General features: G+C 50.7%; 11 protein-coding genes. 9 read left to right on the top strand and 2 right to left on the bottom strand.

Annotation, left to right across the window (positions count from 1 at the left end):
• Nucleotides 1-15 precede the first annotated feature (15 nt).
• From K7P76_RS24615 to K7P76_RS24580, 8 genes are all read left to right on the top strand, one after another.
• The gene (locus K7P76_RS24615) at nt 16-909 is read left to right on the top strand and encodes a carbohydrate ABC transporter permease (RefSeq protein WP_232188178.1); all 894 of its coding nucleotides are present in this window, start codon (nt 16-18) and stop codon (nt 907-909) included.
• Between the two features lie 59 nt (nt 910-968).
• On the top strand, nt 969-2,633 hold the full coding sequence (locus K7P76_RS24610) for an extracellular solute-binding protein (protein WP_232188177.1): 1,665 nt from the start codon (nt 969-971) through the stop codon (nt 2,631-2,633).
• 114 nt (nt 2,634-2,747) lie between these two features.
• Nucleotides 2,748-3,740 carry an N-acetylglucosamine kinase gene (locus tag K7P76_RS24605; RefSeq protein WP_232188176.1) on the top strand — a complete coding sequence of 331 codons (993 nt, stop codon included), beginning with the start codon at nt 2,748-2,750 and terminating at the stop codon, nt 3,738-3,740.
• Nucleotides 3,725-5,023 carry a 6-phospho-beta-glucosidase gene (locus tag K7P76_RS24600; RefSeq protein WP_232188175.1) on the top strand — a complete coding sequence of 433 codons (1,299 nt, stop codon included), beginning with the start codon at nt 3,725-3,727 and terminating at the stop codon, nt 5,021-5,023. Before K7P76_RS24605 ends, K7P76_RS24600 begins: the two co-directional genes overlap by 16 nt.
• A 31-nt stretch (nt 5,024-5,054) precedes the next feature.
• Nucleotides 5,055-6,239: a beta-glucanase gene (gene bglS, locus K7P76_RS24595; protein WP_232188174.1), complete on the top strand. Its 1,185-nt coding sequence runs from the start codon at nt 5,055-5,057 to the stop codon at nt 6,237-6,239.
• Nucleotides 6,240-6,332: 93 nt separating this feature from the next.
• Nucleotides 6,333-7,700 (top strand): ABC transporter substrate-binding protein, encoded by a 1,368-nt coding sequence (locus K7P76_RS24590; protein ID WP_232188165.1) that lies wholly within the window; start codon nt 6,333-6,335, stop codon nt 7,698-7,700.
• A gap of 118 nt (nt 7,701-7,818) precedes the next feature.
• Nucleotides 7,819-8,712 (top strand): carbohydrate ABC transporter permease, encoded by an 894-nt coding sequence (locus K7P76_RS24585; protein WP_232188164.1) that lies wholly within the window; start codon nt 7,819-7,821, stop codon nt 8,710-8,712.
• Nucleotides 8,713-8,725: 13 nt separating this feature from the next.
• Nucleotides 8,726-9,571 (top strand): carbohydrate ABC transporter permease, encoded by an 846-nt coding sequence (locus K7P76_RS24580; protein ID WP_232188161.1) that lies wholly within the window; start codon nt 8,726-8,728, stop codon nt 9,569-9,571.
• 88 nt (nt 9,572-9,659) lie between these two features.
• Here K7P76_RS24580 and odhB read toward each other — a convergent pair whose 3' ends face one another.
• Nucleotides 9,660-10,934 carry a 2-oxoglutarate dehydrogenase complex dihydrolipoyllysine-residue succinyltransferase gene (gene odhB, locus K7P76_RS24575; RefSeq protein WP_232188156.1) on the bottom strand — a complete coding sequence of 425 codons (1,275 nt, stop codon included), beginning with the start codon at nt 10,932-10,934 and terminating at the stop codon, nt 9,660-9,662.
• Nucleotides 10,935-10,939: 5 nt separating this feature from the next.
• Nucleotides 10,940-13,837, bottom strand: coding sequence for a 2-oxoglutarate dehydrogenase E1 component (locus tag K7P76_RS24570; protein ID WP_232188153.1), 2,898 nt, complete (start codon nt 13,835-13,837; stop codon nt 10,940-10,942).
• A 298-nt stretch (nt 13,838-14,135) separates the two neighbouring features.
• Between K7P76_RS24570 and fliD the strand changes: the two genes are divergently transcribed.
• The gene (gene fliD, locus K7P76_RS24565) at nt 14,136-15,380 is read left to right on the top strand and encodes a flagellar filament capping protein FliD (RefSeq protein ID WP_232188151.1); all 1,245 of its coding nucleotides are present in this window, start codon (nt 14,136-14,138) and stop codon (nt 15,378-15,380) included.
• Nucleotides 15,381-15,402 lie beyond the last annotated feature (22 nt).

Here is a 15,402-nt window from a genome sequence, read left to right as displayed (position 1 = left end):
GGAGGGGTCGACGCTATGAAACTTTCAAATGGCGATAAAGCTTTATCTATCGTGATCTATGTTGTGCTGGGCATATTGGGGTTTACCGCTTTTTATCCGTTCTGGAATGCCGCAGTCGTCTCCTTCAATTTAGGAACGGACACGATGCAAGGCGGAATAACGTTCTGGCCGCGCCAGTTCTCTCTGGAAAATTACGAGGTGGTTTTTAAGGACAAGCGGCTTATCGACGGTTTCGTCATTTCCGTGCTTCGAACGGTTGCAGGGACGATCGGAACGATATTGGCCACGTCAATCTTCGCCTACGGAATGACCAAGAAAGAACTCATCGGTCGTAAGCTTTACATGATTGTCTGTATTTTCACCATGTATTTTAGCGGGGGACTTATCCCGAGTTACTTGCTGATCCGAGAGCTCGGGCTAATGAATTCATTCTGGGTTATGGTCATTCCAGGCTTAATCAGCGTGTGGAACATGATCATCTTCCGCGCATTCTTCATAGGAATGCCTGCGGGCTTGGAAGAATCCGCGAAAATCGATGGCTGTTCGAACTGGGGAATTTTTTTCCGGATCATCTTTCCCTTGTCGGGTCCGGTACTCGCGACGTTATCGCTATTCACGGCGGTCTATCATTGGAACGATTGGTTTGCTCCCAGCATCTATATTTCCAATATCGATCTTCTGCCTATTCAGACCAAATTACAGCAGATTCTGAACTCCAACATTATGAATGAACAGATGTCCCAGATGGATTCTTCCGCAAGCAGCCATTTGAACCAGATGAGGTCCGTCACGACGAAATCGTTGTCGATGGCCACCATGATGGTAGCGACCTTACCGATTCTCTGCGTATATCCGTTCGTTCAGAAGTACTTCGTCAAGGGTGTGTTGATTGGCTCGCTGAAGGAATAAATAGGGGTTCAAAGCAATCGCTTTAACCATAGATGAACATTCAGAAGGGAGTCAAAGCAATGAAATTCAGCAAAAAAACCGTTTATTCGACTCTGGTGGCTGCGCTAGTCGTCCTTATGGCGTTAACGGGCTGCGCGAAAAACAACGATTCATCCTCAGCATCCGGTTCACCGGAGGTCAAAGCGACGAGCAGCGGCGATCAGCCGGAAAGCGCCTCCTACGTGTTGGGAGAGCAGCCTTTGGAATTCTCGTTTTACGGACATTACGACTGGTATACGATGCCGCCATGGGGCGAGGACCTGGCAACCAAGTGGATCAAAGAAAATAAGAAGGTAAACGTTCTGCCGATCAGCTCCGGCGGAAACGCGAAGCAAAAGCTGAATACGATGATCGTCGGAAACGAGCTGCCGGATGTCATCTGGATGGAACGCGGAGCGGAAGTGGAGAAGCTCCGTTCGGAAGGGTTGCTCGTTCCCTTCGACGAATATTTGGACAAATATCCGAATCTGAAAAAATGGGCCGGCGAATCGACCTTGAATATGCTTCGTTCCCCTGACGGCAAGCTGTACCAGTTCCCGAATTGGTATACGTCGCAGCCGAACGGGAATGCAGGTTACCTGGTGAATAAGAAGATTTACGAGGAGCTCGGTTCGCCGAGCCTGGAAACGACGGACGATCTGTATGCTTATTTGCAGCAAGTGAAAGGAAAATATCCGGACGTCGTTCCCTTCGAAGCAGGCCAAGGCGCGGAAGCCGTAGATATTCTATCATCGGCTTTTGCGGAAAATCGCCCTTATCTGTACAGCAGCCAACAGATGATGGCCATTCCTTCAGGTAATGAACTGACCTCCGTATTTAGCGATCCCGTTTTCCGCGAATCACTGCAGTTCGCCAATAAACTGTACCGGGAAAAGCTGATCTCGCAGGACGCGTTTACCCAGAAGATGGAGCAAGTCGAACAGAAAATCGTCACGGGCAAAATCGCGGTCTATGCCGCTTCCAGCCCTACGGAATTCGGTTCGAAGGGTAACGCGGCATTGAAAGCCAAAGATCCAAGCGCAGGTTATATTATGGTTTGGCCAATTCACAAGGCGGGGCTCGATAAGAATAAAATTTTCCCCGGCGATTATAAGCAGCTCGGATGGAACGTTAGCGTCATTACCAAATCCGCCAAAAACCCTGAAGCGATCTTCGCCTTCCTGGACTGGTTCACGGGACCGGAAGGACAGAGAACGATCATGTGGGGGCCGGAAGGCCTCTATTGGAAAGGAACGGATGCTGACGGGGCGCCGCTGTTTACCGAGAAGTTCACCACCGATACGCAAGGACGAGATGAATTGATGAACGCCATTGTCAACTTTCAATGGAATGGCAACACCGTCTACGTGGATAGGTCGAAATCGAAATTCGAAGCGACGCTTCCTCCCGAAAAGCGCAGCTGGGAGACGTATTGGCAGACGGAAATTACGTGGAAGACTCAATTCAATACGACGGAGTTCGTCAATCTAGCGCCTGCCGGCGATTCAGAAGAAGGCATTATCTCGCAAAGCGTTACTGAAATCTATGAGAAAGCAAGGGCAAAAGCGGTTATTGGCGCCAAATCCGAGGAGGACGTGCTTGCTGTTCTTGATCAAGCGGAGAAGGACGCGCAGAAGGCAGGGTATGCCCAGCTTCTAAAGTATAAAACCGAGAAATGGCAAGAAAACGTTAGCAATCTTAAATAAATTTGACATAACGGGTTTGGAAACCGGAGTCCCCATAATGCATCATGGTTCAAGCGTTAACGCGTTATGCATCCGGTTTCTAAAGCCCGGTATTTGACATGGGAGCGAGAGGCTTTGAACTATTATTTAGGCGTTGACGGCGGAGGCAGCAAAACGCTCGCCGTCGTATCCGATTCGGCAGGGCGTATTGTAGGACGAGGCGAGAGCGGATGCGGCAACCATCAACTAGGGGTCGATCTTGCTAATCGCAATATTCGGGAAGCAGTCGCTATGGCTTTGTTGCAGGCGAAGGTCGAGCAGACTGAAATCGAGTTTGCGATGTTCGGTTTGGCAGGCGCGGATCGAGAAGCGGACTTTCAAATCTTGCGTCCTATGATTGCGAATATCGGCTTTAATAAACATAGCATTGTATGCGATACGGTCATCGGCCTGAGAGCTGGAACTAAACAGCAGGACGGAGTCGTTATGATATGCGGAAGCGGTACGAATTGTTATGGCATTAATAAGCGAGGGGAAGCTTTTCAGTGCGGCGGTTTTGGTTATGCCTTTGGCGACTTTGGAGGAGGCTCCGAATTGGCAGTGGAAGTTTTTCGATCCGTCATACGGTCTTGGGAAGGTAGGGAGAGAAATACGCTATTAACCCAAGCCACTCTCAGGACGCTCGGATTCGCGTCCGTTGAGCAAATGTTCCATGCCTATTTGGACGAAGGGGTTAGGGTTCCTCATTATTTAGCGAAGCTGTTGTTTGAAGTCGCGGGAGAAGACGAGGTTGCACGCGGCATTTTGCGGCGACAAGGTATCGAGTTGGGCTTGGCTGCCAGCGCGGTCATCCGTAAGCTCGGCATGCAACACGACAAGTTTGATCTCGTCATGGTTGGCAGCGTGCTGACTCGAGGGGATAGCGAGTACTTGACCCCCTATATCCAGAAAGAAGTAAGCGGAATAGCTCCGGACTGCAACATGCGGATTTTGACTATGGAGCCGGTGGCGGGAGCGATCTTGTTAGCCATGGAACAGTCGGGCAGCAATGTTGACAATTCCGTTTATGAGCATCTGGAAGAGAGATTATCCGTGAAGGAGATAAAAACAGCATGGGCGATAGATTAAAAGTTGCCGTAATCGGCGGAGGTTCATCCTATACGCCGGAACTCATAGAAGGGTTTATCAACAATTACGCTACTTTTCCCGTAACTGAAATCGTATTGGTCGATATCCCGGAAGGACTGCGCAAGCTGTCCATCGTGGGAGAGCTTGCCCTGCGGATGGTTGCGAAATCCGGACTGCCGATCGAAGTCAAGCTTACGCTTGACAGACGATCCGCTTTAGAGGGTGCCGATTACGTATCGACGCAAATGCGGGTTGGCTTGCTGGAAGCCCGCGGCTGGGATGAGTCGATCCCCTTGAAGTACGGAATGATCGGACAGGAAACGACGGGACCGGGAGGCATGATGAAGGGTCTTCGTACGATTCCCGTCCTTCTTGATATATGCAGGGATATGGAAGAGCTATGTCCCGAAGCCTGGCTGCTTAACTTCACCAACCCTGCCGGGATGGTGACGGAAGCCATCCACAAACATTCGAATATCAGATCGATCGGCTTGTGCAATTCGCCGATCGCGGCTTATAAATGGCTTTCCTCTTTGTATTCGGTGCCGATTGACAGAATTCATTGCGAGTTTGTCGGCCTTAATCACTTGCATTGGATCAATCATATCACGGTTGACGGCGAGCCGAAGCTACCCGAGCTGCTGGGCAATCGTGACGGGTATTCAGCCAAGAACGTCCCGCAATATGACTGGAATTCCAGCCTTCTGCATGCTCTCGGAGCTATTCCTTCCTATTACTTGAAATACTTCTATCTGCATAGGGAGATTCTGGCAGAGCAGCAAGCTGCCGCGCTTAAGGGCGAAACGAGAGCCGAAACGGTTAAACGTCTAGAGAATGAGCTGTTCGAAATCTACAGCAACCCCGAGCTATCCGAGAAGCCGAAGCAGCTCGAACAGCGTGGTGGAGCTTATTATTCGGAAGCGGCCGTTCGGTTGATGAACTCGCTTCATAACGATTCCGGCGATATTCAGACCTTGAACGTTCCCAATCAAGGGATTCTTGATTTTCTGCCCGATGACGCCTGTATCGAAGTAAACTGCCGGGTAACGAAGCAAGGCCCGATCCCCCAGCCGGTAACCGCGGTCCCCTCATCTGTAAAGGGATTGATACACGCGGTGAAAACATACGAACAGTTGACGATCGAAGCGGCAATTACCGGAGACAAGGAGGTGGCCTTGCTGGCATTGGCCCATCATCCGCTCGTCCCATCGGCGAATGACGCCGAGCGGATGCTTGATGAGATGTTGGAGAAGAACAAAGCGTATCTGTCTCTGTTTTTTTAGCAATTCCATTCCTGGAAAGAGGTGCGTAATTATGAAAGCATTATTGGCGACTTGTATATTGCTTCTCGGTCTGACGTTACCGAATCAAGCTTCTGCGGCAGACGTTGCGTTTAATGAACCTTTAAACGCGGTTAACGGCAATTTATTCGCCGCTTCCGACGGTTGGGGCAACGGCGCGGATTTCGGCGTCGGCTGGAAAGCGGCCAACTTGGAGTTCAACAACGGAATTATGGCCACCCGTTTGGATAATGCGGGTTGTCCTGCCGGTTGCTCCGGCAAAAACTATGCGTCAGGTGAATATTCGACTCTAGCGAAATACGGCTACGGACGAGTGGAGGCGCGGATGAAAACAGCGAAAGGAGCAGGCCTTGTCACCGCCTTGTTCACTTATTCCGGCCCGGCGACAGGTACGTCTAACGACGAAATCGACATTGAGATTCTAGGCAAAGACACGACGAAGCTGGAGACCAACTATTTCACCAACGGCGTAGGTCAGCACAGCACCATTATCGATCTGGGGTTCGACTCTTCGCTGGCCTTTCATGATTACGCTTTTGAATGGTCGCCGTCTTTTATCAAATGGTATGTGGATGGAATCCTAGTACACACCGAGAACGGCTCGCGGGGCACGCTCCCGTCCAGTCCCGGCTACATCATGGTCAATCTATGGTCGGGAGCGGGGCCGGCGGAAGTGTGGACTGGACCGTTTGTCTATCCGGGCGCTCCGGTGCGTGCCTACTACGATTGGATCAAATTTACGCCGGCAAGCGATCTTCCTCCGCCGCAAGTGGACGGAACGGGACTTACCGCTAAATATTATGACAACATGGATTTCACGTCTTTGAAAGCAACCCGCACGGATGCAACCGTCAATTTCGATTGGGGTTATGGCTCTCCGATGACATCCATGGGTGCTGATACTTTCTCTGTTCGGTGGACAGGCAAAGTAATGCCCCAATACACGGAAACCTACACCTTTTATACGAGTTCCGACGACGGAGTAAGGCTGTGGGTGAATAATCAATTGATCATTAATAAGTGGGTTGATCAGGCTGCGACGGAATGGGCGGGAACGATCCAATTGACGGCTGGCCAGAAATACGATATCAAGCTCGAGTATTACGACAATACGGAAGACGCGGTCGCCAAGCTTTCTTGGTCCAGCGCTTCTCGATCTAAACAGATCGTCCCGCAAAATAGGCTGTATCCGAATTAATATGGAGTTGTCCTCCGCAACGATGTTTGTTGCGGAGGATTATGCAACGGTTGGATTAGTGCAGGATAATGAACATAAAAGGAGCGGTCTGGTTTGAAAATCAAAAAGATATTATTCGTCACTCTCATCATGGCTCTCGTATTGGCGCTTGCGGCTTGCGGATCTAAAAATAAAAATGATGAAAGCTCACCATCGCCAACCGGCTCAACGAGCGCATCTCCGGAAGAGTCTGCATCGTCCGGGGCGTTAGAGGCATCTCCTGCAGCCCTTACCGGCGACTTCGAAATACAATACTTCGTCGGAGGATATGGGGACGCTTGGTGGAAAGACGTAATCGATCAATTCCAGAAGTTGAATCCGGACCTTAATATTAAGCAATCCGCCGGGCCTAAGATCAACGATCAAATGAAACCGCGATGGATTCAAGGCAGCCCCCCGGATCTCGTGTACATAGACGGAGCGGGCTCGAACCCTAGACAGATGATCGAAGACGACCAACTCCTGGATCTGACGGATTGGATTAAAGAAGCGAAGAACGCGGACGGAGAAAAAATATTGGATGTTATGATTGCCCAACCGGAGCAGTACGGCGGTAAAACCTACAACATCCCGCTCGTGTTCGGGTCGTATGGAACCTTCTACGATAAAGCTTTGTTCGAGAAGAACGGATGGGAAGTTCCGGCAGACTTCGAAAGTTTCCTGACGCTCAGCGAGAAAATCAAGGCAGCCGGAATAAGCCCTTATGTTCACGCAGGGATATATCCGGATTATATTCTTGGCGGATTCCTGTACCCGGCTATCATCTCGGCTAACGGGGACAACGGGGACATTCTGAAGGACATGGGCGACATGAAAGAAGGTGTTTTCAAAAGCGAGCCGGTCCTTAAAGCATTAAACCAATTACGCGAGGTAGCATCCAAAGGTTATATCGATCAAGGCGCGCCGGCGATTAATCATACCGATTCGCAAATGCAATTCCTGCAGCATAAAGCGGCCATGATCCCGAACGGGCTATGGCTCGAAAGCGAAATGAAGAACGATGCGCCGGCGGATTTCAAATACGGCTTCGTTCCTTCCATTACCCAGGCTAAGGGTGGAAAATATATCGCGCTGCCTTATACGAGTACGATGGCGGTAGCGAAGAAAGCGAAAAACCCCGAGGCCGCCAAAGCGTTTATCCAATTTATTTTCACGAAACAGGCTTCCTTGAATTGGGCCGAGAAAACGGGGGCCTTAATGAACGTGAAGGTTGACCTGGAAGCGTCCAAAGCAGGCGAGACGGCTAAGAACGCCATGAAATATTACAACAGCGATAATACAGTTGTCGCGCCTGTGGTCGTGTTTAACGCTGACGTATTCAAGGTGATGGGCGATGCTACGATTGCTCTGTCGGTAGGCAAAATTAAACCGGAAGAGTGGGCGGACCGCGTCGAAGCGGCTGCCGCGAAGGCCAGAAAGTAAAAAGCTCGAAGCAGTCATGTCGATCCAGTTGACAGATCGCCAATAAGGAGACCCTTAAACGGTTTCTTCCTTATTGGCGGTCTGCATTCCAGACATCTGAGGTAAAGGATGAGAGCCGATGTCCCGTCAGGCGCAAAGAAAAATTTTCATTTTCACGTTCCTTATTCCTACCTTTCTTTTCTTCGGTATTTTCACTCTATACCCAATTTCCAAAGGGATGTATATCTCTTTGTTTGATTGGTCGGGCAGCTCGGAGCATATGACGTTCATCGGATTGGATAACTTTAAGGAAATATTTCGCGATCCGATCGTGTGGACGGCGGTCGGCAACGATTACTTTCTAGTTCTAGGCAAGGTCATAGGCATCGTGTTGCTGGCAACCTTCTTTGCCGTCGCGGTCACCAGGTTTAGGATTCGGGGGCAGCAATTTTTCCGGATCGCCTTTTTTATACCGAATATCATCTCCGCCGTTGTCGTAGGGGTGCTGTGGAGATTCGTATATAATCCTAACATCGGTTTTCTGAATTCTTTCCTGTCGCTTTTTACCAAGGAACAGATTCGTATACCTTGGCTGGGAGAAGAAGCCACGGCATTATGGTCGATATTGTGGCCTTCCATTTGGGCAGGAGTAGGCTTCTATTTCCTGTTGCTCGTTGCGAGCATTCTGAGCATCCCTCCCTCGCTGTACGAGGCTGCGGAAATAGACGGCGCCTCGCAATGTCGGCAGTTCTGGACCCTTACGCTTCCTCTGATCTGGGAGCAAGTGAAGGTAAGCATTCTGCATATCGTGATGACGACGCTAAACGGTTCCTTCGTTATGGTGCTGCTCATGACGGAAGGCGGTCCGGATAATTCGACCCAGGTGCTTGGATCGTATTTGTACCAAATGGGATTTCGGCAGTTTCATATGGGCTTTGCCGCTGCGCTCGGCGTCATCATCCTTATCCTGTCTCTCATTACAACCGTGATCCTCCAGCGTGTATTGCGCCGCGATGCGATCGAATATTCATAGGGGAGGCGCCAGCATGAGCCTTAGCCAACCGACGCGCTTTTTCAAAGCTGTTGCTATTCTGGTCCTTCTCCTGTGGACTGCCGCGGTTCTATACCCGCTTCTATGGACATTGCTCAGCGCGCTAAAGGACAATCCGCAATTTTTGACGAACAAGCCTTGGTCGCTGCCCGAAACGCCGCTCCATTGGAATCATTTTTCCTACGTATGGAAAACCTACCACTTCGGGGATTATTTTTTGAATTCCGTGTACGTGACTGTTATAAGCTCCGTGTTGGCTATTTTATTGTCGGCTACCACAGCTTATGTTTTCGCCCGTTTCGAGTTTAAGGGGAGCCAGGCCATGTATTTCGTATATATATCCGCGATGATGATCCCTCTCATTCTAGGACTAGTCCCCTTGTTTTTCTTGCTGAACGATTTTCATTTGATCAATAAGTTAAACGGATTAGTCGTCGTCTATACGGCCTGGGCGCTGCCTTTCGGAGTCTTTGTTCTGTTCGGATTTTTCAAGACGCTTCCGAAGGAATTGGAAGAAGCTTCTTATATGGACGGAGCCGGGTTCTTCAGAACCTTTTTTCAAATCATGCTTCCGATGGCCCGCTCGGGAATTGTCTCGATCGCGATCATGAACGCATTAAGCAACTGGAACGAATATATTATGGGCACGATTTTCATTAATGAGCCGGCCAAGTACACTTTGCCGGTAGGAATCGCGATCATGCAGGCGGAGATGCAGTATCGGACGGAGTGGGGACCTTTGTTCGCTGGCTTGTTAATCTCGATGGTGCCGGTCATTCTCGTCTATATTTTATTCCAAAGACAGATTGCCGAAGGCATCACGGCCGGAGCGGTTAAGTAGAGGAGAATGGGTCGGCGACAATCAAAAAAACCTTTTCACCTGTGTGCACTTGATGTGCGGAGGCGAAAAGGTTTTTATTTTTCAGAGATCAGCCTTCAAGAAGCAACGTTTCCGGATCTTCGAGCATTTCCTTGATTTTCACGAGAAATTGAACGGCTTCCGCTCCGTCTACGATTCTGTGGTCATAGGACAAAGCAATGTACATCATCGGGCGGTTTTCCATACGCTCCGCGTCGATAGCGATCGGACGAAGTTGAATCTTGTGCATGCCGAGAATGCCGACTTGAGGCGCGTTCAAAATCGGAGTGGACAAGAGGGAACCGAATACGCCGCCGTTCGTGATCGTAAACGTTCCGCCTTGAAGCTCAGACAGCTCCAATGTATTGTTGCGGGCTTTGCCGGCCAATTGACCGATCGTCCGCTCGATTTCCGCGAATCCAAGGCGATCTGCCTCTCTTAGGACAGGAACGACTAACCCTTCCTTGGCCGAAACGGCGATGCCGATATCGTAATATTTTTTAATGATAATGTCTTCGCCATTGATCTCCGCATTAAGCAGAGGGAAAGCCTTCAACGCTCCGACAACCGCTTTGGTGAAGAAGGACATGAAGCCTAAGCCAACGTCGTGTTTCTCCTTGAAGGAGTCTTTGCGGCGTTTGCGTATTTCGAGAATGGCGGTCATATCCACTTCGTTAAAAGTCGTAAGCATTGCCGCGGTCTGCTGCGCTTCGACTAACCGTTTCGCGATCGTCAAGCGGCGGCGGGACATCCGCTTGCGTTCTTCCGGCTTGTTCGAATTCGTCGTGGGTTTGTCCACGGCAGCTTTAGGCGGCGCCGCTTGCGGAGCGGGGGCAGCAGCGTTCGAAGCGGCTGCTCCGGCTGATACGACGTCGCTGGAGTGAACGCGTCCGATAGGGTCGCGAGTTGGCAACGTGCTCAGGTCGATACCTTTTTCCCGAGCGAGTTTTCTGGCTGCAGGAGTCGCTAAGGTCGAGCTGCTGCTATCGCTGACGTTAGCGGAAGCTTGAGCTGCAGGCTGAGCGGGCGCCGCCGCGGGCGCAGGGATGTTTTCTTTCTGCGGAGCTGCTGCGGCCTGAGCCGTTTCCGCTTTCGGAGCTGCGGCTTGACCGGCTTCGCCGATTCTGCCGACGGCTTCGCCGATTTTGACGGTATCGCCTTCGTTCATAAGAATTTCCGCAACGACGCCGTCTTGCTCGGCGCTAATTTCCAAGTTTACTTTATCCGTTTCCAGCTCAAGCAGAAGGTCGCCCTGTTGGACGGTGTCTCCTACTTTGACGATCCATTTCGAAATGGTTCCTTCCGTAATGGATTCACCCATCGCTGGTACTATAATGTCATGCATTGCTGTTACCTCCCGCTTTTAATAGCCGATTTCTTTTTTTGGACTAACGCTTGCGTTACGATGAACGATTGCTCGAAGCTATGGATCTGTTGGTAGCCGCTCGCAGGGCTTGACCGTTTAGGACGTCCGATATAGCCAACGGTCGTACCTTCTTCTGCAAGCTCGCGAATGCGAGGCTCGATGTAGCTCCAAGCGCCCATATTCTTCGGTTCTTCCTGAACCCATAATACTTCGGTCAAATTCGGGAAGCGGTTCATGATCGCTTTAACCTCTTGCTCCGGGAACGGATAGAGCTGCTCTACGCGGGCAATGTGCAGCCAATCGCGGTTAGTGTCAGCGGATTTGTCGAGCTCTTCGGCCAAATCGACCGCGACTTTACCCGTGCACAGAACGAGTCGCTCTACGCGCTGCGGATGCCCGCCAAGACCGGGCTGCTCGAGCACGGTTTGGAACGAACCTTCGCTTAGCAATGAAGCTGGCGAGGCGACGTACGGATTACGGATCATGCTCTTAGGCGCCATTACGATAAGCGGGCGAGCGGATTCCGTATTCGTTATAGCAGCCTGACGGCGGAGCAAGTGGAAATATTGGGCCGCGCTGGTCAAATAAGCGACTGTCCAGTTTTCCTCCCCGGATAATTGGAGGAACCGCTCCATGCGAGCACTGGAGTGCTCAGGGCCTTGGCCTTCATATCCATGCGGCAGAAGCATGATCAATCCGGAGCGTTGCGTCCACTTGGATTGACCGGCCGAAATGAACTGGTCGATCAGAACTTGGGCGGCATTCGTGAAGTCGCCGTATTGCGCTTCCCAGATGACCATCGTTTCGGGAGCATATACATTGTAGCCATATTCCAAGCCAAGAACCCCCGCTTCAGATAACGGGCTGTTGTGGATGGCGAATGAAGCTTTCGCTTCCGGAAGCTCATGAAGCGGGCAGAAGGTGTCGCCGGTTTCGGAATCATGAAGGACAAGATTGCGATGCGCGAACGTTGCGCGTTCGACGTCCTGACCGCTGAGCCTGATCGGTCTGCCATCCGCTAATATAGAAGCGAAAGCGAGCGTCTCCGCATGTCCCCAATCGACTTTCTCGCCGTCATTCAATGCGACTGTCCGGCGTTCTAGAATACGTTGAAGTTTCCCATATACTTTAAAAGATTCAGGCCAGCTCAATAACCCTTTGTTAATGTCGCGCAGTTTATCCATGGGTACGGCCGTGGATGGTCTTTTTTCTCCAAGGCTATAAGCTGCCGGCTGTGCTTGATGAACGGGATCTTTGTGTTCTTGGCCTTTAACTTGATCGTAAGCAGCTTTCAGTTTGTTCAGCACGTCCCGTTTGATTTGCTCGGCCGCTTCGGCCGACAGCGATCCTTCGCGAATCAGTTTGTCCGCGTATAGACGGCTGACGGACGAGTGCGCTTTTATTTTTTTGTAAATGAGCGGTTGCGTTGTTTCCGGATCGTCAGTCTCATTGTGGCCATAGCGGCGATAACCGATAAGGTCGATCAGGAAATCTTTCTTAAAAAGCGTGCGGTATTCACTCGCCATCCGCGCAGCGGCGATGCAAGCTTCCGGGTCGTCCGCATTTACGTGAATGATCGGAATTTCGAAGCCTTTAGCCAAATCGCTCGCGTAATGGGTGGAACGCGAATCGTGGCTTTCGGTCGTGAAGCCGATGCGGTTGTTGACGATAATATGGATCGTTCCGCCGCTCGTGTAGCCTCTAAGATTGTTGAAGTTGAGCGTTTCCGCCACGATTCCTTCTCCGGAGAACGCGGCATCCCCATGCATGACGATGGAAGCGGCCAGATTCAAATTCTGAACCGGGAAGCCCGGTTTGCTCCGGTCTTCTTGCGCCGCGCGGGCAAAACCGCCTACAACAGGATTGACAAATTCTAGATGGCTCGGGTTATTCGCTAAGGTGAGGCGCGTTTCAGCGGTTTGGCCGGAGTGGATGGAACGGTTTGCGCCCAAATGGTATTTCACGTCTCCGGTCCATCCGTAATTGATGCCGATTGAACCCTCGGACGGTATAAGGTTTTTATTAGGCGAGTGGTGAAACTCCGAGAAAATATTGCCGTAAGGCTTGCCCAATACATGTGCGAGCACGTTCAGGCGTCCGCGATGGGCCATTCCCATGACAATGTGGCGCGCGCCGTCGTTAGTGAGCTCATGCACGATCTCGTCCGCAAGCGGAATAAGCGCTTCGACCCCTTCGGCGGAAAAACGCTTCTGACCGACGAAAGTGCGCTGGAGGAAATCCTCGAATTGTTCAGCCTCGAGTAATTTTCTAAGTAATGCTTCGCGTTCGGATACGAGCAAAGAGGTCGAAGGAATAACCCTTTCGGCCCGCTCATTCAGCCATTTGCGTTCTTGTTCGGAATGGACGTGACCGAATTCGAAAGCGATCGGCCCCGTATAAACCTCGCGCAGTTTCTGAACGGCTTCCCAGGCGTTCTTCAGCGGATAAGGCGCATCTTCCCATACGCACTCGGGAGGCAGCTTCTCCAAATCGGATTTTGTCAAACTATATGTGCTTGGTTCGATCATTTTGGCGCTAGCTTTAGGGCTAAGGTCCAGCGGGTCGATGTTGGCCGCAAGATGACCGAATGCGCGTATATTCCAAGCCAATTGACCTGCGGAAATAGCTTTCTTAAGCAAATCGGTTTCTACCTGGGCTGCTCCGTTACGAAGCTCCGATGGATTGGCTCCCGTAAATGGTGTTTTCATCCCCATGGATTCAGTGCGAGGAGGGGCTCCGTATTGCTCGAAAAGCTCGCGATATTGCGGGCTGACGGCTTCCGCATTTTGCAAAAAGATATCGTATTGTTCTTGGACGTAACCTAGATTAGGGCCGAAAAATTGCTGCCACTGTGCTTGCATTTTTTCATTGTCGTCTGACATTGTGCATCCCTCTGCATTCATGTTAGTCATACTGGGAACAGAGTGAACCCTTCTGCGCCCCATACCATTTTAATGCATTTCTTCGTTCAGTAATAGTGATGATTTTGCATCAAAACGATCTATTAAATAGATGGTTCTCCGTTAGCCTTATGAAGTTAGATTGCACTATTAAGGGAGATATGACTCGTGCTTTCGCACATTTGGTTAGGGTTGGGCGAATAACTGGATGATTGTGTAAAAAAATGCCGAGTGATATAGTATAAGCGTATATACTTTTATTTATTGAGGTGATGACAGCATGTTGTATTCCGCTGGATCTGCCAACAGAATCGTACCTCCCGTTTCCTCGTACACGCACTCACCGTTCAGCCAAACGGCTTATCGGCAGCCCACGGGCTCGTGGTTAAAGCCATCTTATAATCCATATGAGCAAATTGCCAAAACCGCGGCGACCGGAATCGCGAATTTTCTCAAGTCGGCCCAGAGCGTTCAGTCCTCGGCCAACAGTTTGCTGCAGAAGAGTACTTCATCCTTGCAAGCAAGAGAAACGGTATCGTCCGACAACAAATCCATTTCAGCGTCGGCGGAAAGCGGTGCTTCATTTCACACTTATCAAGTAACCGTCAGTTCGATTGCCGAATCCCAGAAGAACAGCGGGGCAAGCTTAAATACAGGAAGCTTAACCGGAATTCAAAGCGGGACCAATCAAATCAAGCTGACGATCGGCGGGAAGTCGACTACGATCTCAAGCCATATAGCCGCTAGCGATACGAACGAGCAGGCCTTAACGAAGATAAAAACGGCAATAAACGACGCGAAGACGGGCGTAACCGCCAGCGTTGTTAACGATTCTCATACTGGCACATCCAAACTTGAGTTAAAAAGCGACAAAACAGGCACGGATCAAGCATTCGCTATTGCCGACGTGACTGGCAATGCAGCGACGACGGCGGGGATCACAACGGCGACTACGGCTGCGGCGAATGCATCTTATTCCTTGGACGGAGGAGCGAGCCAGTCTTCCCAAACGAACAGGATCGAGCTTGAGAAAGGGAAGGTTACGGCAACGCTGCTCCAGCCGACTGCGGGTGCCGTCGATATCGAGGTTCGCCCAGACGAGAAGGGAACGGTTGAGCAGGTCAAGAAGCTGATATCCAGCTACAATACGATGCATGATCGGTTAAAGGAAGCTGGGGGATACTTGAACCCGTCGGTGAAAAGAAGCTTGGAAGCTGTCGTAAGCTCCATATCGTATGAACAAATAGGCATCGAGAAAAACGGCGACGGAACGTTGAAGCTCGATGAAACGAAGCTTAAGCAACGGCTAAGCGCGAATTACGAGCAAACAAAGAGGTCGATAAGTGGCAGTAACGGTATGGCTAAGGCGTTGGAGAAAGCAACCGACCGGTTTAACGATACGTCAGCCAGCGCGTTACTTAATCAAAAGATGCAAGCAATGCAGCAATTCGCGGCGTATCAATCATCCATGCAATCCTATATCCAATTACCGACAACCGGATTGCTCGTTAACAGCTTTCTATGATCGGGAAATACGAAGGGCGTTC

Origin of the sequence: Cohnella silvisoli, assembly GCF_021190915.1 — a bacterium.
Lineage (GTDB): Bacteria > Bacillota > Bacilli > Paenibacillales > Paenibacillaceae > Cohnella > Cohnella silvisoli.
The sequence above is the reverse complement of the archived record's forward strand: the minus strand, read 5'-3'. Positions and strand labels throughout refer to the sequence as shown.

Coding starts and splice junctions, on each gene's coding strand:
- K7P76_RS24570 (WP_232188153.1), bottom strand. CDS start 13,837: ATGTCAGACGACAATGAAAAAATGCAAGCACAGTGGCAGCAATTTTTC.
- K7P76_RS24615 (WP_232188178.1), top strand. CDS start 16: ATGAAACTTTCAAATGGCGATAAAGCTTTATCTATCGTGATCTATGTT.
- bglS (WP_232188174.1), top strand. CDS start 5,055: ATGAAAGCATTATTGGCGACTTGTATATTGCTTCTCGGTCTGACGTTA.
- odhB (WP_232188156.1), bottom strand. CDS start 10,934: ATGCATGACATTATAGTACCAGCGATGGGTGAATCCATTACGGAAGGA.
- K7P76_RS24585 (WP_232188164.1), top strand. CDS start 7,819: ATGTCCCGTCAGGCGCAAAGAAAAATTTTCATTTTCACGTTCCTTATT.
- fliD (WP_232188151.1), top strand. CDS start 14,136: ATGTTGTATTCCGCTGGATCTGCCAACAGAATCGTACCTCCCGTTTCC.
- K7P76_RS24610 (WP_232188177.1), top strand. CDS start 969: ATGAAATTCAGCAAAAAAACCGTTTATTCGACTCTGGTGGCTGCGCTA.
- K7P76_RS24580 (WP_232188161.1), top strand. CDS start 8,726: ATGAGCCTTAGCCAACCGACGCGCTTTTTCAAAGCTGTTGCTATTCTG.
- K7P76_RS24600 (WP_232188175.1), top strand. CDS start 3,725: ATGGGCGATAGATTAAAAGTTGCCGTAATCGGCGGAGGTTCATCCTAT.